This is a genomic window from Corallococcus sp. AB030 (assembly GCF_003668965.1).
Lineage (GTDB): Bacteria > Myxococcota > Myxococcia > Myxococcales > Myxococcaceae > Corallococcus > Corallococcus exiguus.
The window spans coordinates 1-20,516 of record NZ_RAWQ01000017.1 but is presented as its reverse complement, the minus strand read 5'-3'; the positions used below and the strand labels follow the sequence as shown (position 1 = coordinate 20,516).

Sequence of the window (20,516 nt, the reverse complement as noted above, 5' to 3'; positions counted from 1 at the left end):
GTACCGAGCAACAACCATGACGACCCGTACCGCCCCTTCACTGGAAGCCGCTCCCTCCACCGATGCCCCCGCCGTCGCGCAGCCCGCGAAGCGCTCCCGCGCCAGGCAGGTGCTGCCCATCCTCGTGGGCGTGGCGGTGCTGGGCGGTGGCGCGCGCTTCCTGCTCACCCACGGTCACGAGTCCACCGACGACGCCCAGGTGGAGGGCCGCATCGCCAACGTGTCGCCGCGCGTGGCCGGTCAGGTGGCCCGCGTGCTGGTGCATGACAACCAGACGGTGAAGGCCGGTGACGTGGTGGTGGAGCTGGACCACGCGGACCTGGATGCGCGCCTGGAGGTCGCTCGCGCGGACGTGATGAGCGCGGAGGCCCAGCTGTCCAACGCCCAGGCCCAGCTCACCCTCACGGAGGCCAACGCGGGCGCCAACCTGCGCCAGGCCCGCGCCGGCGTCACCCAGGCCTCCAGCGGCATCAGCTCCTCCAAGGCCGCGTTGGAGCAGTCCCGCGCGGACGTGGCTTCTTCCGAAGCGCGCTTCAAGCTGGCGGAGACGGACCTGGGCCGCGTGAAGCAGCTGCGCGAGCAGGGCGCGCTGTCCCAGTCGGACCTGGACACCCGGCAGGCCGCGTATGACACGGCCAAGGCCGCCCTGGACCAGTCCCGCGCGCGGCTGACCTCCACCGAGGCCGGCATCCAGAGCTCCTCCGGTGGCCTGGAGGCCGCGCAGGGCAAGCTCTCCGCCGCGGAGACGGCGCCCGTGCAGATGCAGGCCGCGCAGGCCGCGCTGAAGCTCGCCGAGGCGCGCCTCAAGCAGACCCGCGCCGCGCTGACGCTCTCGGAGCTCGCCGTGTCCTACGCGCAGGTGCGCGCCCCGGTGGACGGCGTGGTCAGCCGCCGCACCGTGGAGGTGGGGCAGATGGTGGGCCCGGAGCGCCCGCTGATGGCCGTCGTTCCGCAGAACGACATCTGGGTCGTGGCCAACTTCAAGGAGGACCAGGTCGGTGAGATGCGCGCGGGCCAGCCGGTGGAGCTGAAGGTGGACGCGTTCGGCGGCCACGCGTTCAAGGGCCACGTGGACAGCCTCGCGGGCGCCAGCGGCGCGCGCTTCGCCCTGCTGCCGCCGGACAACGCGTCCGGCAACTTCGTGAAGGTCGTGCAGCGCATCCCCGTGCTCATCCGCTTCGACGGCGACCTGAAGGAACTGCCCATCAAGCCGGGCATGAGCGCCTACGTCACCGTGGACACCGGCGCGAAGCCGGAGCCCCAGAAGTCCGCGGCGGTGGATACCCGGAAGGCGGAGTAACCCACCGTGGACGCTCGCCGAGACGTCATCACCGGCTCCAAGGCGGGCATCACCATCGCGGCCATGGCCGCGGCGCTGATGTCCGTGCTGGACATCTCCATCGTCAACGTGGCCCTGAGCGACATCCGCGCGAGCTTCGGCACGCCGTTGGATCAGATCGCCTGGGTGTCCACCGGCTACATGATGGCCAACGTGGTGGTCATCCCGATGACGGGCTGGCTCCAGCGCCGCTTTGGCTACCGGAAGTACTTCACGTTCTCCATCATCCTCTTCACGGTGGCCAGCGTGCTGTGCGGCCTGTCGTGGAACCTGACCTCGCTGGTGGCCTTCCGCATCCTCCAGGGCATGGGCGGCGGCGCCATCATCCCCACGTCCCAGGCCATCCTCTTCGCCCGCTACCCGCGCGAGGAGCACGGCATGGCGGGCGCCCTCTTCGGCCTGGGCGCAGTGACGGGCCCGCTGCTGGGGCCCACCGTGGGCGGGCTCCTCATTGAAGCGGCCAGCTGGCACTGGATCTTCCTCATCAACGTGCCGGTGGGCCTCTTCGCCGCGTACATGGCGTGGCGCTCCATCGAACAGCCCCACTTCGAAGCGTCCACGGAGAAGGTGGACCGCAACGGCATCGCGCTGCTCGCCGTGGGCATGGCCTGCCTCCAGTACGTGCTGGAGGAGGGCAACCGCGAGGACTGGTTCGACAGCCGGCTGATCACGCTGCTGGCGGTCATCGCGGGCATCGCGCTCATCACCTTCGTCGTCCACGAACTGGAGACACCCAGTCCCGTGGTGGACCTGCGCGTGTTCGGCAACCGCAGTTACTCCGCGGCCACGGGGGTGAACTTCCTGGTGGGCACGGCGCTGTTCTCCGGCTCGTTCCTCTTCAGCCTCTTCTGCGGCTCCGTGATGCGTTACGAGGCGTTGGACATCGGGCTCATCTTCCTCAAGGGCAGCGCCATTCAAATCCTGCTGATGCCGCTCATCGGCAAGTTCGGCGGCAAGGTGGACGGCCGCTTCCTGATTGGCTTCGGCATCCTGGGCATGAGCCTGTCCCTGTGGACCAACGGCCACCTGGCCACGCGCGTGGATGAAATCACCCTCATCACCCCGGTGTTCATCCGCGCCTGCTCGCTGGGCTTCATCTTCGTGCCGCTGTCGGTGATGGCGCTCAGCAACCTGCGACCGGAGCAGCGAGGCAACGCGGCGGGCCTCTTCAACCTCACCCGCGAGCTGGGCGGCTCCATCGGCACCGCGTGGATGAGCAGCGCGCTCAGCCGCTCCACCCAGGCCAACGTCACCGCCATCACCTCGCACGTGGACGTCTACGGGCAGGTGGCCCAGGAGCAGGTCGCCTCGATGACCGGCGCCATGGCAGCCAGGGGCGTGCTGAATCCCACGGGCGCCGCCTACGGCCTGTTGAGTCAGCGCATCAGCGCGCAGGCGCTGGTGCGGGCCTTCAACACGAACTTCCTCATCCTCGCCGCGCTGTTCGTCTGCGCCATCATCCTGGTGTTCATGCTCCAGAAGGCGGACCCCAAGGTGAAGGTGGAAGGCGCGCACTGAAGAAGCGCGGTCGCTGAAACGACAAAGCGCGGGTCCCCGATGCACTGGGGCCCGCGCTTCTTCGTTTCAGGCGCTACCGGAGACGACTACCGGCGCCACTTCTGCGCGCTGGTGCCGTTGCACTCCCAGAGCTGCAGCGGGGTGCCGCTGGCGGAGTTGCCGCCCGACACGTCCACGCACTTGTTGGCCTGGGGGTTCACCAGGTCACCGGCGCCGGAGAGGATGAACTGCTGCGCGGGGTTGCCGTTGCAGCTCACCAGCTGGATGGCCGTGCCGTTGGCGCTGGAGCCCCAGGCCACGTCCATGCACTTGCCGAAGGCGCGCACGGTGCCGTCCGACATGAAGGACCACTTCTGCGCGTTGGTGCCGTTGCAGTCCCACAGCTGCAGGCGGGTGCCGTCGTTGGTGTTGGAGTTCGGCACGTCGATGCACTTGTTCGCCAGGCCGATGATGGGCCCGCCGGAGCCGCCGCTGCCGGACGTGGTGAGCGACAGGCCGTAGGCGTTCAGGATGGGGATGAGCGGCTGGAAGACGGTGTTGCCGCCGGAGGTGCAGTTGCCGCCAGCGCCGGACGTCACGCCCTGCGCCTGGTTGCCGGACAGCCACGAACCGCCGGAGTCACCGCCCTCCGCGCACGCGCTGGACGCCGTGAGGCCGTACACCGGGCCCGCGGAGTAGTTCACCGTGACGTTCTTCCCCGTGATGACGCCGCAGCGCCAGCCGGTGGTGGAGCCCGAGCGACACACGGACGCGTTGACGCCCGCCTCCTGCGAGCCCTGCACCAGCACGTTGGCGCCCGCGTAGTTGTTCACCCACGGCTGCGACACCCACGAGCCGTTGGTGCGCACCCAGGCGTAGTCGTTGCCGGGCCAGCTGGCCGCCACCACCGTGCCCTGCGCCACGCCGCTGCCGCTGGTGGTCGTGCCCGCCCCGCCGCAGTGGCCCGCCGTCACGAAGCCGCCCGCCACCGGGAAGCCGATGGAGCAGCGCGAGTTCCCCGGGTAGTACGCGTCACCGCCGCGCAGGTCGTACACCGGCTTGAACTCCTCGCGCGACGACACCGTCCGCACCGCGGCGTGCTTCACGCCCGCCTTCGCGACGAAGTCCGTGCCGCCCGTCAGCGCGGAGTCCTGCGTCAGCACCACCACGCTGTTCGTCATCACGTCCACGTACCAGGCGTGCACGGCGCGGCCCGCCATCTGGCTGTCGCGGTCCAGCTGCGCCTTCACCGCGTCCAGCTCCGCCTGCGTGTACTTCACCTTCTGGGGTACCGCCCCCGCGCGGCGCACCGCGTCCGCGTCCGCGTCCGTCGTCACGCCCACCACCAGCGCGCTGCCGTCCGCGTTCATCCACGCGCCGCCAAAGCGCTCGCCCAGCGCCGCGCGCAGCGAACCCTCCACGCGCACCGCCGCCGCCTCCGACGCCAGCCGCTGCTTCGCGCCGTCCGCCGTCAGGCCCAGGTCCCGCTGCATCGCGGAGAGCAGGTCGGGCGACACGTCATGCGCCAGCGCCGCTTCCGCCTGGGAAGGCGCGGCCATCGCCATCGAGGGAATGACGCTCAACGTGGCGCCAGCGAACAGCGCCGTCGCGGTGGAGAACAGACCGGAGGTCCGCTTCATCGGGTCCTGCCTTTCGTGCTGCGGGGGAACCCGAAGCGAAACCCGACTGAGCCGCGAAGGTCAAACAATTCAAGAATTACTTAAATTCTCCGACATTTTTGTGTGGTCGAAGAAAGTCACAGAAAACAAGAAGGCCCGGTGCGTCATGAGACGCACCGGGCCTGGGGACTTGCTTCGGTATCGAGCGGAAGTCAGCGCCTGGCGCGACGGGCCACCGCGCGGGCGGGGGCCCGGCGGCGACGCAGCGCGATGGCGCCCAGCATCAGCAGGGCACCGGCGAAGGGCAGGGTGCCGGACGTGCCGGACGCGCTGCAGCCCCCCGCCACGCCCTCGGACGAGTCCGGCAGGCCATTGGGGTTGTTGGACACCGGCGTGGGGGTGGGGGTCTGCCCGCCCACGGTGGGCAGCTGGGTGGTGGGCAGCTGCGGCGTCTGCGTCACCGGCGTCTCCGTCACCGGGGTCGGATCCTCCGCGGGGATGGTCGTATCATCCGGCACGGGCGTGGGCGCGGGCGCGGGCTCCTCCTCCACCGGCGCGGGCGCGGGCGCGGGCGGCATCACGTCCTCGAGCGTCGTCGCCATGGTGAAGCCGTCGTGGAAGATGGCCCCTTCGGGCTTGATGGCGGCGTCGCGGTACAGGCCCATCTTCAGGTAGTTCAGCTCCTTGCCGAACTGGTTGGCGCCGTAGGTCTTCGGCAGCACGTGCTCGCCGTTGTGCCACAGCTCCACGAAGCCGGCCTTCTTGTCCGAAGACCACTTCACGTGCAGCACGAAGTCGTGCCAGTTGCCCTTGTCGATGGAGGTCTGCCACAGCACGGGGGTGGTGTTGCCGCCCACGCGCAGGTTGATCTTGTCCCCGCGCACGAAGAACTCCAGCGGCGGCGAGCCACAGCAGCTCTCCTGGTGCCACTGGGTGATGACCTGCCACGAGTCATGCACCGGGTAGTTCGAGGGAAAGAGCGTGCTCCACTTGTAGTAGTACTCCTTCCCCTGCGTCTCGTGGGTCAGGTACAGCAGTTCGTTGCGGTTGCCGCTGGCGTTGATGGGATCATCGCCTTGCTTCACCGTGGCCTTGAGGGCGTACCTGCCGTCACGCACCACATCCGTTACGACCTGCAAGCGGCTGTTGGCAACGGCCTGCTGGCGCGTCCACTGGGACGTGTTGCCGGTCTCGAAGTCGCCCTTCCAGATGACGCCAGCGAAAGACAGGGCAGGCATCAGGGAGGCCGCGGCAACGAGCTGAAGGAGTCGCTTCAAACAGGGGTCCTTTCGGTCCGGGTTGGGCCACGAGGACACGCGGCGGGAAAAAAGCCTTCCCGCCTCCTCTCGCCTGCCAACCCCCTGCCGCACGCGCGCTCGCCGGGACGCCTGGTGGGGTCTGAGCCAGACAGGGCCCTGCCGCCCGTCACTTCCCCAGGCATGCCGAAGCGCGTGATTCCAGGTGGATGCGGGCGCTCAAACCATCCTTCGAGAGCAGCCGTGCAGCCGAGCCCCCGGGCGTCATCCCCCCAACAACCGGACGGCCCGGCGCCCTGTCTCCCTCTCGCGCCTGACGTGGGAAGTGGGGCCTTTTTTCAAGATCGGCCGAGCAGCCCGTCTATTGGTGCGTGTGTCACCCAAAACATCCGATGCGCCTGTTCTCCCACCGCCTTGCTGCCCCCCGCGTCATGGGACGCCTGAAGGCAGGGGACGGGGCCAGGTCGGCGTTCGTCGGAGGTTGGTGTAGAACGGCCCGACGGGGCGGCAGGGGGGAGATGCCCGGGGGGACCGCATGGTGAAGCCGGCGAAGACGAGTCTCTGGGCGCTGGCACTGGCCATCCCTTTCCTGGCTGCCGGCGTCGCGGCCCTGAAGCCCCGGGCGCAGCCGCAGTCCCTTCCTGACACCTTCTGGACGGATCGCCGGGCGGCGGCCCGCATCGAGGCCCGCCTCACGCACCCGGAAGCGGACCGCTACCGCTCGCGCGCGCCCGCGGGCGGCTGCCCGGTGCCCGCCGAGCCGATGCCCCTGGGCCCGCTCGCCCGCATGGAGTCCCGGGAGGACTGGGGCGGCATCGCGGCGGCATATGCCCTGGAGGGCGAGTGGAACCAGGCGGCCTCCTTCCTGGAGCGCCTGCCGGCCTCGCCGGAGCGCGACAGCGACCTGGCGGCGGTGGCGCTCGCCCGGGGTGACCATGAGCGCGCGCTGCGGCTGCTGGACGCGGCGCTCACCGCGAAGCCCGGCCTGACGCAGGCCCTGTGGAACCGCGCGCTGGTGTTCCGGGAGATGGGGCTGACGCTGCGCGCGTCGGAGCTGTTCGAAGAGGTGGCGAAGCGCAACGAGCAGGGCTGGGGACGTGAAGCCCACGCCCAGGCGCTGTCGCTGCGCGAGGCCACGCTGGAGCGCCAGCGCCAGTGGAAGGCCGCGCGCGACGCGGCCCTGGCCCTGGTGGAGGACCCGAAGGCGCCGCTGCCCATGGACGCGGCCCGGCAGCTTCCGGGCGCGGTGCGCGGCGTCTTCTATGACGCCGTGCGCACCGCGGCGTCGAAGGAGCGCGCGCTGGCGCTGCTGCCCCTGGCGAAGGAGCTGGACCGGGTGCAGGGCGGCAGCGTGCTCACGGACTACGTGCAGCGCGTGGCGAAGCGCGACTTCTCCCGCCGGGCGGACCTGGCGCGCCAGTACGCGGAGACGCTGCGCTCGGGCCAGGCCGTCCCGGAGGCGCTGCTGAACCGGGCGCGCCTGTCCGGCGACGAGGACATCTACCTGGGCGCGCTCCTGCGCAGCCGCAATGGCGACCTGACCGGCCTGCAGGACATGGTCGCGCGCGTCGGCCGCATGGGCGACCCCTGGTTCACGTACATCGCGGAGCGGGACCAGGCGCGCCAGGAGATCGCGGAAGGGGCGTGGTGGAAGGCCGAGCAGCGGTTCTTCAACGCGCTCCAGCGCTGCCGTGAGACGACGCTGTCGGTGCGCTGCCTGGACCTGGAGCGCCGGCTGACCATCTTCTACACGGACCAGCAGCGCCTCACGGAGGCGGAGCAGCACGCGCGCGTGCTGTGGGCGGGCGCCCGGCAGCTGCGCGAGTGGGAGATGGAGTTCACCGTCCTGGAGATCCTCAGCCACGTGACGCGCTCCCGCAACGACCTGGGCAGCGCTCGCGCGTACCTGGAGGAGTGGGCCGCGCGAGGCACCACCCGCAGCTGCTCCTGGCCCCACGTGCAGCTGGCGCACCTGTACTACCTGGACCTGCGGCCGGACTCCGCGCGGCGCGAACTGGAAGCGGCGGAGGCCTGCGCGGACAACTCCATGGAGCTGGTGTTCGGCGCGACGGTCGCGGAGCTGTCCCGCTTCGGCTCCGGCCCCCGCGACGCGGAGTGGCTGAAGACGGTCACCACGCGGGCCCTGGCGGGCTCCTCCGTCCCGGAGAGCGACCGCATCTACACGCACTATCTGGAAGGCCGCTTCCTCCTGGACCAGGACCGGGCCCGGGGCGAGGCGCTGCTGAAGCAGGCCATCGTGGACGCGGAGGCCCTGCCCCGCGGGGACGTACTGGGGCGTGAGACCTGGGCGCTCAGCTATTCGTCGCTCGCGGCGGACGCGGGTCGCGCCGGTGAGTTCCCCAAGGTGGTGGCGCTGATGGCCGCGCAGCTGGGCACGCCCGTGCCCGCGCGGTGCGCGCTGGCGGCCAGCATCCACGCCGAGCGCACCACCCTGGTGGCGCTGGGGCCCAAGGGCGAGGTGAAGGGCTCCTACGACGGTTCGCGCCGGGAGTCCCTGGCCCGGGTGGATTCGTCCCGGCTGGTCCCGGACGCCCTGCGCCAGACGCTCGTCGGCTGCGAACACGTGGACGTGTTCGCGTGGACGCCCCTCTTCGGCCGCACGGACCTGCTGCCGCCGGAGATGGCCTGGAGCTTCCGCCTGGGCCGCACGCAGGGGCCGCGTCCCGCGCGGACGCCCACCGCCACGCGCCGTCTGGTCGTGGCTGGCGTGGAGGCGCCGTCGCTCCTGCAGTTGCCCCGGCTCCCCTCGTGGACGCCGGAAGCGGAGCCCGGCGACGCGCCGCCGGACGTGCTGTCCGGCGCGGACGCCACGCCCTCTCGCGTGCTGGCGCGGATGGCGGATGCCACGGAGATTGAAATCCACGCGCACGGCATCACCGACCCCAGCATCTCCGGCGCGTCGCTGGTGGTGCTGTCACCGGAGGTGAATGGCCGCTACGCGCTCACCGCGGACGTCGTGCGCGAGCAGCGGCTCACCGGCGCGCCCACCGTGTTCCTGGCCGCGTGCAGCGCGGGCCGCACCGCGTCCCTCCAGAGCACGGAGCCCTTCAGCCTGCCCGCGGCCTTCATCGACTCCGGGGCCCGCGCGGTGCTGGCCTCCACGGTGGACATCCCGGACGCCGCGGGCCGTTTCTTCGACGGGGTGCGCCGGAGCATCCATGCTGGCAAGCCCGCGGCCGTCGCGCTGCGCGACGAGCGCCAGGCGTGGCTCGCGCGCGATGCCCGAGCCGTCTGGACGCGCTCCGTCCTCTTGGTGGAGCGGGCGGACTGAGCAGGTCAGAAGGGAGCGTCCAGGTGCGTGTTGCCTCCCGGAACCAGGAAGTGATGGAAGGTGACGCTGGCGCTCACGTCCAGCGCCTTCACCCAGTGCCACCAGCCCACCGGCAGGAACACCATGTCCCCGGGCTCCAGCACCGCCTCCAGCACCGTGGCCTCGGCGAACAGCGGGTGCGCGGCCAGGTCCGGCTCCGCCGCGTCCACGTGACTGAAGGTGCCCCGGTGCGGGTACACGCGGTGGCGCTCGAAGGACGGAACCAGCCGCACGTGCTTGCGGCCCATCACCTGGCCCAACAGGATGTTCATGTTGTCGTGGTGCAGCGGGGTGACGGTGCCCGCGGGCCCCAGGAGCAGCGTCAATTGCTCCGGCCGCAGCGACGGGTCGATGAGCCCCGCGGGGGCCCGCAGGTCGTCGCGCAGCGGCGCCAGCCCCTCGCGTCCCCAGTTGTCGTTGCGCGGCACCATGTAGATGTCGTTCGTCTCTCCGGCTGTCTCCAACTGGGAGAGGAAGTCGGAGAAGGGCATCCGCGCCCGGTGCCGGTCCTGCTCGGCCGCGTGCTCCGGGTTGGCGTCGCGTCCCACCATCACCTCCACCTCCACCGTTCCGAAACGCTCGCGGAAGTACGGCAGCGACCAGCGCTTCATCGCGGGCCAGTCCGCCATCAGGCCGCGCAGCACCACCGGCCGGTGGCCCAGGAAGTAGCGGCGGAAGAACTCCTCCGGGGATATCCCCTCGCGCACCTCCAGCTGCCGGCCCCCGTCCCGGGCGCGCAGCTCGCTGTAGACATCCATCAGCGACTCCAGCCAGCCGAAGTGCCGGGCCACCTGGAGCGCCGCCTTGAAGTAGGGGTGCTGCCCCACCGCGGTGATTTCCTCCCGCGCCAGCGCCGGGTCCACGCCTGCCTGCACCAGCGTCTGCTGTACGTCCTCCGCCGATACTCCCAATGCCAGGTTCTCCGCCAGCCACTGCCGCCACGCGGGGTGCAGCGGAGACTTGTCCTCGTTCATTCGGAACTCCTTGAAATCCTTGAAGGAGTGGCCCTGGGGGCCCCTCCTGCCGGTGAGGCGAGGCGTGCTATGGACTATGCCCAACAGTCTTTTTCTACCCATCCCCGGTTTTCGCCGGACTTCCTCAGCACCAGGAGAAGCGACCCATGATCCCCGGAGACGTGTCCTCCGCCGTCAATGCCTTCGAGCCGGACCGCAGCGCCCCGCACGTGAAGAATTCGTACGTCAATTGCTCGGAGCGCGGCCCCAAGCGGCGCCGCCCTCTGCCTCCGCCGTCGGTGCCCCCCCTGCTGGCGGGGCCGGAAGGGGCTCGCTGAAGCTCCTGCCGAGCAGGCTTGTCTGCCCTTCCGGGCATTTTTCTCTCAAGAAACGAACCGCTCGGCGTCTTTAGTCAGGAAAGCCCACCAGTCACTTCGGGGCCTTGTGTCATGGCCAATCTCTTCAACCGGGAAAAGCGCCACTTCGAGGCGTTCATCCAGCGACACCGGCCCAGCCTGCTGGCGGTGGCGCGGCGGTTGTGCGCTCGAGGCGCCCTGGACCCGGAAGACCTGGTCCAGGAAGCCTTCGAGCGGGCGTTGCCGGAGTTTGGCCACCTGAAGGACCGGACGGAAGCGGCGTGCGCGGCGTGGCTGTGCACGACCATGACCAACCGGTTCCTGGACCACTGCCGCCGGCATCGCACGGAGAGCCGGGGGCTGCCGCACCTGGCGCTGGTGCAGGACCTGCCGGTGACGGGGGATGGCGACCGGGAGAACTGGGAGCTGGTGGGCAACGACGCGTTCCAGGCTGCCATCGAGCAGCTCAAGCCGCACCTTCGGGACGCATACAGGCTTCACGCGGAAGGCCGCCGCTACCAGGCCATCGCTGAACATTTCAACGTCCCTGTGGGAACCGTGGGCAGCTGGCTGACGCTGGCGCGCCGGGACCTGAGGGAGCTGCTGCTTCCGAGCGTCGCTGTAGCTCGGGAGCGGGGGGTCCAGTCATGAACGCGCATTGCACCCGGTTGCATCTCTTCATGGACGGCGAGCTGTCCGAGTCCGACGCCGAAGGCTTCCGGAGTCACCTGCCGCGCTGTGCCTCGTGTGAGTGCGGCCTCAGGGACCTGCTCCAGTTGGAGCTGCTGGCGGCGCGGGCCCTGGGCACGGGCGCGACGGAGGCGCCGGCCGCGAAGCCGGAGGGCAACGGCAACGTGGTGTCGCTGGGCGCGTGGGTGCGCCGCAACGCGCGCGTGGTGGCGCCGCTGGCCATGGCCGCCAGTCTCTGCGCCGTCTTCGTGCCGCGCATGATGCCCGCCTCGGAAGTGCCGGCGGTCGTCTTCCTGGAGAACCAGACCACCCGCGAGCTGGAGGCCCGCCTGTCTGATCCGCGCGCGGACCAGTGGCGCCGCTACAGCCCCATGCGCGGTGGCGCGGACGGCGTGGAGGCCGGGAAGGGCACCCTGCCGCTGCGTCCGCTGGCGGAGATGGAGGAGCGCAAGGACTTCCGCGGCATCGTCGCGGCCTACGTGCTGCACGGCCAGTGGCAGCAGGCGCAGGCGGTGCTGGCGCGCGAGCCCGCGTCGCTGGCGCGCGACAGCGACCTGGCGGTGGTGGCGCTTCAGGACAACCGCTTCCAGGACGCGCTGGCGCTGTTGGACCCCGTGGTGCGCGCGGATCCGCGCAACCCGCAGGCGCTGTGGAACCGCGGCCTCGCGCTGCGTGCCCTGCACCAGGAAGCGCGCGCCGCGCGCGACTTCGACCAGGTGGCCGCGCTGGGCGAGCCGGGCTGGAGCGACGAAGCGCGCAAGCTGGCGGAAGAGCTGCGCGCCGCCGCTCGCTGAAACACGCTGGATTCCCCCCGCGCGTCACGAGCGTCCACCACCGGGCGCTTTCGTGCGGGGTTTCGTCTCACCGCTCGGGATGACGTGACAGGCTGCTGGGGTTGTCGGAGCACTCCAGGAGCCGTCCATGTCCGAGTCTTCATCCGCCGACTACGCGTCCACCCGCCGTGACTTCCGGTGGGAGCGGCCGGCGCACTTCAACTTCGCCACGGACGTCATCGACCGGCACGCGGCCGAGCGGCCCCAGGCCCCCGCGCTCCAGTGGTCCGACGAGTCCGGACGCTCCCAGCGCTTCACCTTCCAGGAGCTGAAGGAGCGCTCGCTGCACGCGGCGCGCTTCCTCACCGGGCTGGGCCTGAAGCGCGGCGACCGGGTCTTCATCTTGATGCCGCGCGTGCCGGAGTGGTGGTTCCTGGTGCTGGGCTGCATCCGCGCGGGCATCGTCTTCATGCCCGGCACGCCCATGCTCACCGCCAAGGACATCCGCTACCGGCTGGAGGTCTCTGGCGCGAAGGCGGTCCTCACCGACGGCAGCTGCCTGGACCGCTTCGAGGGCGTGCAGGGCCAGGCCCCCGGCGTGACGACGTGGGTGTCCACCGGCGACGCGCCCGCGCCATGGACGCGCTACACGTCCGAGTCATTGGCGGAATCCCAGGCGACGGCGTTCCCGCCCACGCGCTCGGATGATCCGCTGCTCATCTACTTCACGTCCGGCACCACCGGCATGCCGAAGATGGTGCTGCACACGCAGTCCAGCTACGGCCAGGGGCACCTCATCACCGGCCGCTACTGGTTGGACTTGCAGCCGGAGGACCGGCACCTCACGCTCAGCGACACCGGCTGGGCGAAGTGCGCGTGGGGCAAGCTCTTCGGTCCGTGGAGCGTGGGCGCGTGCAACGTCGTCTTCGACTTCCGCGGCCGGTTCGACCCCGTGGGCTTCCTGAAGGTGCTGGAGCGGGAGAAGGTCACCACCTTCTGCGCGCCGCCCACCGCGTGGCGCGCGCTGGTGCTCCAGGACTTGAAGGCCGTGGACCTGTCCGCGCTGCGCCACTCACTGAGCGCGGGCGAGCCGCTCAACCCAGAGGTCATCCAGACGTGGAAGGAGGCCACCGGGCTGCACATCCGCGAGGGCTACGGCCAGACGGAGACGGTGGTCATCGTCGGCATCTTCCCCGGCATGGAGCCACGCGTGGGCTCCATGGGCAAGCCGTCCCCGGGCTTCACCGTGGCCGTCATCGACGAGCACGGCAATGAAGTCGCGGAAGGGCAGGAGGGCGACATCGCCGTGCGCGTGAAGCCGGAGCGGCCGGTGGGCCTGTTCGCGGGCTACCTCAACGACGACGCGGCCAACGCGGCCAGCAGCCGGGGGGACTGGTACGTCACCGGCGACCGCGCGGTGCGCGACGCGGACGGCTACCTGTGGTTCGTGGGGCGCTCCGACGACGTCATCAAGACGTCCGGCTACCGCGTGGGTCCCTTCGAGGTGGAGTCCGCGCTGATTGAGCACCCGGCGGTGGCGGAGTCCGCCGTCATCGGCGTGCCGGACGACAAGCTGGGCCATCGCATCAAGGCGTACGTGCTGCTCACGCCGGGCCACACGCCGTCACCCCAGCTCGCGCAGGAGCTGCAGGACTTCGTGAAGAAGACCACGGCGCCCTACAAATACCCGCGCGAGATTGAGTTCGTCACGGAGCTGCCCAAGACGGTGAGCGGGAAGATCCGCCGCGCCGAGCTGCGCGCCACCCAGAAGCACTGAGCGGCGCGCAGGGCAGGGGACTACTTCAGCCAGTCCGAGTGCACGAAGCCGGCGTCGGGCTTGTCCCGGCGCTGGTAGGTGTGCGCGCCGAACGCGTCGCGCTGGGCCTGGGTGAGGTTCTGCGGCAGCTCCGGGCTGCGGTAGCTGTCCATGTACGCCAGGCTGCTGCTGAACACCGGCACGGGGATGCCCGCCATCGTCGCGGCGCCCACGAGCTTGCGCCACGCCGGGGCCATCTTCTCCAGCACCGGCGCGAACGCTTCGGACACCAGGAGATTCGGCAGCGTGGGCTGCTGCTGGAAGGACTCGCGCAGCGGGGTGAGCAGCTTCGCGCGGATGATGCAGCCGCCCCGCCAGATGCGCGCCATCTCCGCCAGCGACACGCCCCACTTGTACTCGTCCGACGCCGCCTGGATGAGCCGCATGCCCTGCGCGTACGTCACCACGCGCGCGGCGTAGAGCGCGTCATGCGCCCACGAAGCCAGCTCCTTCTTCTCCTCCGAGGACAGGGAGATGGCGGGGCCGTGGAGCTTCTTGCTCGCGGCCACGCGCTCGTCCTTGCGCGAGGACAGGTTGCGCGCGTCCAGCGCGGCCGCGATGGAGGGCACCGGCACGCCCAAATCCAGGGCCACCTGCACCGTCCACTTGCCCGTGCCCTTCTGGCCGGCCTTGTCCAGCACCATGTCCACCAGCGGCTTGCCCGTCTCCGGGTCGCGCTTGCGCAGCACCTTGATGGTGGTCTCCAGGAGGAACGACTCGGCGATGCCCTCGTTCCACTTGGAGAACAGGTCGGCCAGCGTCGCGGTGTCCAGGCCCAGGCCGCGGTGGAGCACGTCGTACGTCTCCGCGAGCAGCTGCATGTCCGCGTACTCGATGCCGTTGTGCACCATCTTCACGAAGTGGCCCGCGCCCTCCGGACCCACGTGGGTGACGCACAGGCCCTCTTCGCTGCGCGCGGCGATGGCCTCCAGCACCGGCTGCACCAGCGCGTACGCGTCCTTGGGGCCGCCGGGCATGATGGACGGGCCGTTGCGCGCGCCCTCTTCACCGCCGGACACGCCGATGCCCAGGAAGTGGAAGCCCTTCTCCTTGCACAGGGCCTCACGGCGGCGCGTATCCAGGTACCAGGAGTTGCCCGCGTCCATGATGACGTCGCCGGGCGACAGCAGGGGGAACAGCCGGCCCATCATCTCGTCCACGGGGGCGCCGGCCGTGATCATCAGGAGGATGCGGCGCGGGCGCTCCAGGCCGGCGACGAACTTCTCCAGCTCCGGGAAGCCCTGCAGGGCCTGCTTCGGGTTCGCCTGCTGGACCTTCTGGATGCTCTCCGGGTGGCGGTCCCATACGGCGACGCTGAAGCCGTGGTCCGCGATGTTGAGGGCCAGGCTCGCGCCCATGACGCCCATGCCCGCCACGCCGAACTGCGCCGGCTTCGTCTGTGTGCTCATCGTCCCCTCCAGAGGGCCCGCCTCACCCGTGGGCGGCGGGATCCAACATCCACTGCGTGTTCGTCACGTGCGACGCGGGCAGGGACATATCCCCCGCGAGGATGCGCCGCATGGCGTCCCGCTTGCCCTCGCCGGCCACCAGCCCCAGCACCGCCCCCGCGCCCTGGAGCACGGGGAACGTCAACGTCATCCGCCACGGCGGCGGCTTCGCGCTCTGCTCCACCGCCAGCACCCGCCGCGTGCGCTCCTGGAGCGCCGGATGGCCGGGCATGAGGCTCGCGGTGTGGCCGTCCTCGCCCACGCCAATGAGCACCACGTCCAGCTTCGCGGGCAGCGTCTTCTCGTAGTCGCGCGCGGCGGCGTCGCGGTCCGTGCGCTCGCCCTGCATGCGGAACACCTGCGCGTCTGGCAGCTTCAGCGGCTCGAGCAGCGACTCCTTCACCAGCAGGTAGTTGCTGTCCTTGTGGTCCGGCGGCACGAAGCGCTCGTCCACGAAGTACACGTCCACGCGCTCCCAGGGGAGCGTGTGGTCCGCGAGCAGCCGGTACGCGGGCTTGGGCGTGTTGCCGCCCGACAGCGCCAGGCTCACGCGCGCCTTCGTCGCGAGCGCCTTCGTCAGCTCACGCGCCATCCAGTCCGCGGCCTCGCGGGCGAGCCGCTCCGGGGGGACGACGAGGGGCTGGCTCATAGCGTGGACCACCGCCGGCCGTTCTTCGAGGGCAGCGCGTCCGCGGCGTCAGGGCCCTTGCTGCCCTTGGCGTAGGTGTGGACCGTGCCGCCCGCGTCCGTCTCCAGCGCCTGGAGGATGGGCGTGATGTAGCCCCACGCCTGCTCCACGCTGTCCTGGCGCGCGAAGAGGGTGGCGTTGCCGCGCATGCAGTCCAGCAGCAGCCGCTCGTACGCCTCCGGCACGGGCTTCTTGAAGCTCTCCGCGTAGTCCATGTCCATGGTGACGCCGCCGATGTTGACGTCCTCGCCGGGAATCTTGGACTCGAAGGACAGCGCGATGCCTTCGTGCGGCTGGATGCGCAGCGTGAGCACGTTGGGCTGCAGCCGCTGGCAGGTGGCGCCGCCGCCGCTGAACAGGCCGATGGGCACCGACTTGAAGTGGATGGACACCTCCGTCAGGCGCTTCTTCAGGTTCTTGCCCGCGCGCAGGTAGAAGGGCACGCCCTGCCAGCGCCACGAGTCGATGTTCATCTTCATCGCCACGTAGGTCGGCGTGCGCGAGCCCTTCTTCACGCCCTTCTCTTCCTGGTAGCCCTCGTACTGGCCCACCACCACGTGCTGGGGAACCTCGCCGCCTTCAACGGGGCGCAGCGCGCGGAAGACCTTGTTCTTCTCGTCGCGGATGTCCTCCGCGGCGAAGGACACCGGCGGCTCCATGGCGCACAGGGCCAGCACCTGGAGCAGGTGGTTCTGCACCATGTCCCGGATGACGCCCGTCTCGTCGTAGAAGCCGCCGCGGCCCTCCACGCCAATGGCCTCGGCCGCGGTGATTTCCACGTGGTCGATGTGCTGGCGGTTCCAGAGCGGTTCGAAGATGGCGTTGGCGAAGCGGAACACCAGGATGTTCTGCACCGTCTCCTTGCCCAGGTAATGGTCGATGCGGAAGATCTGCTTCTCGTCCAGCGCCGAGCCCAGCGTCTTGTTGAGGGCCTTCGCGCTCTCCAGGTCGTGGCCGAAGGGCTTCTCGATGATGAGCCGGTGCCAGGGCTTCTGGCCGGGCTGCTCCTCACGCTTGAGCAGGCCCGCGCCAGAGAGGCTCTGGATGATCTGCGGGAACGTGGAGGCCGGCGTGGCCATGTAATAGAGCTGGTTGCCGTCCGTCTTGTGGCGCTTGGAGAGGTCCTGGAGCTTCTGGCCCAGGCGCTTGAAGGCCTCCGGGTCGTCGTAGCCGCCGGAGGCGGTCTCGATGCTCTCCGTGAAGCGCTTCACCGCGGCTTCATCCAGGGGCTGCGTGCGGGCGAACTTCTTCAGGCCCTCCTTCACGTGCTCGCGGAAGGGGCCGTCCTCCAGCTTGGAGCGGCTGTAGGCGACGATGGCGAAGTTCTCGGGGAGCAAGCCGGCGCGGGCGAGCTCGAAGAGGGCCGGGAATAGTTTGCGTTCGGCCAGGTCGCCCGTGGCGCCGAAGAGGACCAGGGTGCAGGGGTCCGGGCGCCCAGCGCTGAACACCGGTTCGCCCTCACGGGGATGGGTTTCGATGTGAACTCCCTGCGCGTCCATGCGGTTCTCCCTCCGGGTTCGCCGGGCACCTTAAGGCGCTAATCTGGCGGCCCTGCAAGCGCATTGCAGGAGAATGATGCGGGCCTGACGTCTTGCCTGCCCCGGCGCTCGGGTGCTCCTCCGGCTTCCCCCAGGCTCCACTCGAACTCCTTCGGAGGGCGCGCGGGCGGCCGGGCCGGGCGTGAGCTGGCTGCCTGGAACGTGGTACTCCTGACGGACGGACCGGACGCCCCCGGCGTCGCGCTGAACGGAAGCCCCTCCTCTCGCATGCGCTACGTCGTCTCGCTGTGGTTCTTCGCGCTGTTCCTGGTCACCGCGCCCCTCCTCTTCACGTTGGGCGCGGTGTTGTTCGTGGTGGCGTACCCGTTGGATCCGGATCGCCAGTGGCTGCACGTGCTGGTGTGCCGGTGGTGCTACGGGCTGTGGCTGCACGCGTCCCCCGGCTGGCGCGTGCGGGTGGAGGGACGGGAGCTGTTGCCCAAGGGCCCGTGCGTCTACGTCGTCAATCACCAGTCGTTCGCGGACATCCTGGCGGTGATGGGGCTGTTCACGCCGTACAAGTTCGTGGCGAAGGCGTCACTGTTCCGCACGCCGTTGGTGGGCTGGATGATGACGCTCCTGGGCTACGTGCCCATCGTGCGCGGCAGCTCCACGTCCATGGAGCAGCTGTTGGGACCGTGCCGCCGGTGGCTCCGCAAGGGCATCCCGGTGCTCATCTTCCCGGAGGGCACGTATTCGCCCGGGGAGCTGCTGCCCTTCAAGCGCGGCGCGTTCCAGCTGGCGCTGGAGGAGCACGTGCCGGTGGTGCCGGTGCTGGTGCGTGGCACGCGGGAGCTGGTGGATGGGGACGGGCCGTGGATGAGCCCTCGCGCCACCGTCACGGTGCAGGTGATGCCGGCGCTGCCTCCGGAGACGTTCGGGCCGGATTCGGCGGCCCTGGCCACGCGCGTGCGCGAGCAGTACGTGGAGGCGCTCGCGCGGGTGGGCTGAAGGAGCACGGACGCGGTAGCGTGAAGGTCATGCGCCACCTGCTCCTGTGCTGGCTCGGGGTCTGTCTGTCTTCCACGGCATGGGCGGGGACTCCTGCCCTTCCAACGCCTTTGCCGGAGGCGGGAATCCCCGACCCCTTGCACCTGGTGCTGTCCGTGTCGTCGTTGAGGGTGGTGGAAGGGGGCACGGCGTCCTTCAGCGTGGCGTTGGCCGGCTTCGCGTGGCCTGGCGACCCGGGTGAGTCGCTCACCGTCACGGTGGAGCGGACGGACGGCGACGCGGACCTCACGGTGCGGGAAGGGGCGTCGCTCACGTTCGACCCGGCCATCTTGGAGCCCCAGGAGGTGGTGCTGGCGGCCGCGAAGGATGCGGACAACGAGGACGGCACGGCCACCTTCACGCTGTCCGCGCCGGGCCTGGAGTCGCTCACCCTCGTCGTGACGGAAGCGGATCAGGACCCGCTGGCTCCGGTCTTCACCACCGTGCCCGTCACCCGGACCGTGACGTACTTCCCCTATCGGCTCAGCGTGCACGCGCGCGGACGGCCCGCGCCGACGTATGCCCTGCGCACCGCGCCTCAGGGGATGAGCCTGGATGCGCTGGGCAACCTCACGTGGATACCTACTGAGCTGGGGGAGGTGGACGTGGTGGTGGTGGCGAGCAATGGGCTGCAACCCGATGCGGAGCTGTCCTTCCGGCTCGTCGTGGGGCAGGACCAGCCCCCTCTGGCCCGTATCGTCGCCCCGCTCCAGGACGAACGGCTGTCAGGGCCCCTGGCCGACTTCTCCTGCGAGTGCATCGACGACGTGGGCTGCGCGCGCGCGGATTTCCGGGTGGATTGGCTGTTGCTGGAGACACGCGAGGGCCCGGGGCCCACCTACTCCGTGGGGGGCGCTCCCGGCCGCTGGGACATCTCGGGGCTCAAGCCCGGGCCCCACTTCCTCGATGTCGTCGTGACGGACTCGTTGGGACGCGAAACCCTGGGCGAGACCGTCACCGTGTGCATCGCTTGCCCCGAACCCGATGCGGGAACGGCGGTGGATGCGGGGCCCATCGGGTTTGGGGACGAGGGCAACGACATCATCGACCCCTGGAGCTGTGACTGCGCGACCACCGGTCTGGCTCCGGCGGCGTGGGTGGGGCTGGGCCTGCTGGGGCTGCGCGCCCGGCGTCGTCGGAACTGACGCAACGCCGGACGCGGCTCAGGCGTGCTCGGAGCCGGGCAGCTCTTCGTCCATCCGTGACGTCTCCGCGTGCGGCGAGGCCTCCACAGCGTTCGTCGCGGGGGCGGCCTCGGTGACGGCGCGGGCCAGGTCGTGAGGCGCGCGGAGCAACGCCTCCAGCGCGGCGGCGCTCGCGGGGACACCGCGCTGCTCCACCTGGAGCCAGCCGCCCTTGATGCTCACGCGGCGGTGGCCCTTGAGTCCCAGCAGGCGCTGACGCACGCCCGGATCCAGGATGATGGGGCGCGCTTCCGGCGCCAGCCCCTCCACCTGGAAGGCCGCGTCCAGCTCCGCGTCACCCACCACCTCGTCGCGAGGCGTGGCGGCGCCGGGAATCTTGTCCTCGGGGCGCTCGTGCTCCAGCAGCAGGTCCGCGGGCAGTGCGCCTTCCAGGTCCAGCCGCAGCACCGTCACGGTGTGGCGCTTCTTGCTGCTCGCGCCGCGCTTGCCCGTGGCCAGGAGCAGCGCCCGCCCTTGGTAGCGCCCCTGCACTTCCATCCGCCGATCCGCGATGGAGAGGCCGTGCGCCTTCGCGAACACCTCCCACGCGGCGCGCTGGCGGCGCTTGAGCTGGAACAGCGTGGCGAGGACCAGGGCGCCCAGGACGAGCAGGGACGCGAGGATGCCGAGCGGAGAGAAGACACCGGAAAGCATGACGGCGCATTGTGCACCGGCCACGCGACGCGTGAACCATCAATCCGATCGCGGATGCACCTCCGTGCGCCGGGCAGGCTTGCTGCATGGGTGCGTGGACCTGGGGGAAGGGACGCCGCGCGCATGCAAACGTGTGGAATCCCACGTGGCTCGCGTTCCTTCACGCGCATGCGCCCTGCGCGGAGTGCACGCATGGCGCAGGCCCCTCATGCCACGGGTGTGCCCTGCCGGGTCGTGCGGCCCGCGTGCGGAGGCTCCGTGGTGCGTGGGGTGGGGAGGATGGGACGCGTCGGGCAGGCCACGGATGCAAGCTCGCGGAATGACGCCCTTTTTCGACAATGTCAGAGGGGGCGGGTAAGGGAGCGGGGGCTCACCGCTTGGAGT

Annotated in this window: 16 protein-coding genes; 9 read left to right on the top strand and 7 right to left on the bottom strand. The window is 70.3% G+C overall.

The window, feature by feature from the left end; genetic code table 11:
• The first annotated feature begins 16 nt into the window (after positions 1-16).
• Together D7Y15_RS06570 and D7Y15_RS06565 are read left to right on the top strand one after the other, a co-directional pair.
• Positions 17-1,300: an HlyD family secretion protein gene (locus D7Y15_RS06570; RefSeq protein WP_120579336.1), complete on the top strand. Its 1,284-nt coding sequence runs from the start codon at positions 17-19 to the stop codon at positions 1,298-1,300.
• A 6-nt stretch (positions 1,301-1,306) separates the two neighbouring features.
• Complete coding sequence (locus D7Y15_RS06565; protein WP_233597269.1) at positions 1,307-2,857, top strand: DHA2 family efflux MFS transporter permease subunit; 1,551 nt, start codon at positions 1,307-1,309, stop codon at positions 2,855-2,857.
• 86 nt (positions 2,858-2,943) lie between these two features.
• Here the strand turns inward: D7Y15_RS06565 and D7Y15_RS06560 are convergent, their stop codons facing one another.
• Positions 2,944-4,476: a S1 family peptidase gene (locus D7Y15_RS06560; protein ID WP_121752018.1), complete on the bottom strand. Its 1,533-nt coding sequence runs from the start codon at positions 4,474-4,476 to the stop codon at positions 2,944-2,946.
• A gap of 191 nt (positions 4,477-4,667) precedes the next feature.
• Positions 4,668-5,693 carry a polysaccharide lyase gene (locus D7Y15_RS06555; RefSeq protein WP_199745890.1) on the bottom strand — a complete coding sequence of 342 codons (1,026 nt, stop codon included), beginning with the start codon at positions 5,691-5,693 and terminating at the stop codon, positions 4,668-4,670.
• A 553-nt stretch (positions 5,694-6,246) separates the two neighbouring features.
• Here D7Y15_RS06555 and D7Y15_RS06550 point away from each other — a divergent pair.
• Positions 6,247-9,003, top strand: a complete 2,757-nt coding sequence (locus D7Y15_RS06550; RefSeq protein WP_121752016.1) for a CHAT domain-containing protein — start codon at positions 6,247-6,249, stop codon at positions 9,001-9,003.
• Positions 9,004-9,008: 5 nt separating this feature from the next.
• Here the strand turns inward: D7Y15_RS06550 and D7Y15_RS06545 are convergent, their stop codons facing one another.
• Positions 9,009-10,016, bottom strand: a complete 1,008-nt coding sequence (locus tag D7Y15_RS06545; protein WP_120579333.1) for a cupin-like domain-containing protein — start codon at positions 10,014-10,016, stop codon at positions 9,009-9,011.
• A gap of 146 nt (positions 10,017-10,162) precedes the next feature.
• On the opposite strand from D7Y15_RS06545, the gene D7Y15_RS45190 reads away from it, so the two are divergent.
• The 4 genes from D7Y15_RS45190 (at position 10,163) to D7Y15_RS06530 (ending at position 13,591) form a co-directional block, all read left to right on the top strand.
• A complete protein-coding gene (locus D7Y15_RS45190; protein WP_167547806.1) occupies positions 10,163-10,333 on the top strand; it encodes a hypothetical protein in 171 nt (56 codons plus the stop codon).
• A 111-nt stretch (positions 10,334-10,444) separates the two neighbouring features.
• On the top strand, positions 10,445-11,002 hold the full coding sequence (locus tag D7Y15_RS06540) for an RNA polymerase sigma factor (RefSeq protein ID WP_120579332.1): 558 nt from the start codon (positions 10,445-10,447) through the stop codon (positions 11,000-11,002).
• On the top strand, positions 10,999-11,835 hold the full coding sequence (locus D7Y15_RS06535; RefSeq protein ID WP_121752015.1) for a zf-HC2 domain-containing protein: 837 nt from the start codon (positions 10,999-11,001) through the stop codon (positions 11,833-11,835). The genes D7Y15_RS06540 and D7Y15_RS06535 overlap by 4 nt, the downstream gene beginning before the upstream one ends.
• 127 nt (positions 11,836-11,962) lie before the next feature.
• Complete coding sequence (locus D7Y15_RS06530; RefSeq protein ID WP_121752014.1) at positions 11,963-13,591, top strand: acyl-CoA synthetase; 1,629 nt, start codon at positions 11,963-11,965, stop codon at positions 13,589-13,591.
• 20 nt (positions 13,592-13,611) lie between these two features.
• On the opposite strand, the gene gndA is transcribed toward D7Y15_RS06530, so the two are convergent.
• From gndA to zwf, 3 genes are read right to left on the bottom strand one after another with little or no spacing between them, the layout of a single operon-like run.
• Entirely contained in the window at positions 13,612-15,039 is a 1,428-nt protein-coding gene (gene gndA / locus D7Y15_RS06525; protein ID WP_120579329.1) for an NADP-dependent phosphogluconate dehydrogenase, read from the bottom strand.
• A gap of 22 nt (positions 15,040-15,061) precedes the next feature.
• Positions 15,062-15,727: a 6-phosphogluconolactonase gene (pgl, locus tag D7Y15_RS06520; protein ID WP_121752013.1), complete on the bottom strand. Its 666-nt coding sequence runs from the start codon at positions 15,725-15,727 to the stop codon at positions 15,062-15,064.
• The gene (gene zwf / locus D7Y15_RS06515; RefSeq protein ID WP_121752012.1) at positions 15,724-17,265 is read right to left on the bottom strand and encodes a glucose-6-phosphate dehydrogenase; all 1,542 of its coding nucleotides are present in this window, start codon (positions 17,263-17,265) and stop codon (positions 15,724-15,726) included. The genes pgl and zwf overlap by 4 nt, the downstream gene beginning before the upstream one ends.
• A 267-nt stretch (positions 17,266-17,532) precedes the next feature.
• Here zwf and D7Y15_RS06510 point away from each other — a divergent pair, with 267 nt between their 5' ends.
• Together D7Y15_RS06510 and D7Y15_RS06505 are read left to right on the top strand one after the other, a co-directional pair.
• On the top strand, positions 17,533-18,255 hold the full coding sequence (locus tag D7Y15_RS06510) for a 1-acyl-sn-glycerol-3-phosphate acyltransferase (RefSeq protein ID WP_121752043.1): 723 nt from the start codon (positions 17,533-17,535) through the stop codon (positions 18,253-18,255).
• A gap of 137 nt (positions 18,256-18,392) precedes the next feature.
• A complete protein-coding gene (locus D7Y15_RS06505) occupies positions 18,393-19,439 on the top strand; it encodes an MYXO-CTERM sorting domain-containing protein (protein WP_120579325.1) in 1,047 nt (348 codons plus the stop codon).
• A gap of 18 nt (positions 19,440-19,457) precedes the next feature.
• Here D7Y15_RS06505 and D7Y15_RS06500 read toward each other — a convergent pair whose 3' ends face one another.
• Entirely contained in the window at positions 19,458-20,132 is a 675-nt protein-coding gene (locus D7Y15_RS06500; RefSeq protein ID WP_120579324.1) for a hypothetical protein, read from the bottom strand.
• Between the last annotated feature and the right edge of the window lie 384 nt (positions 20,133-20,516).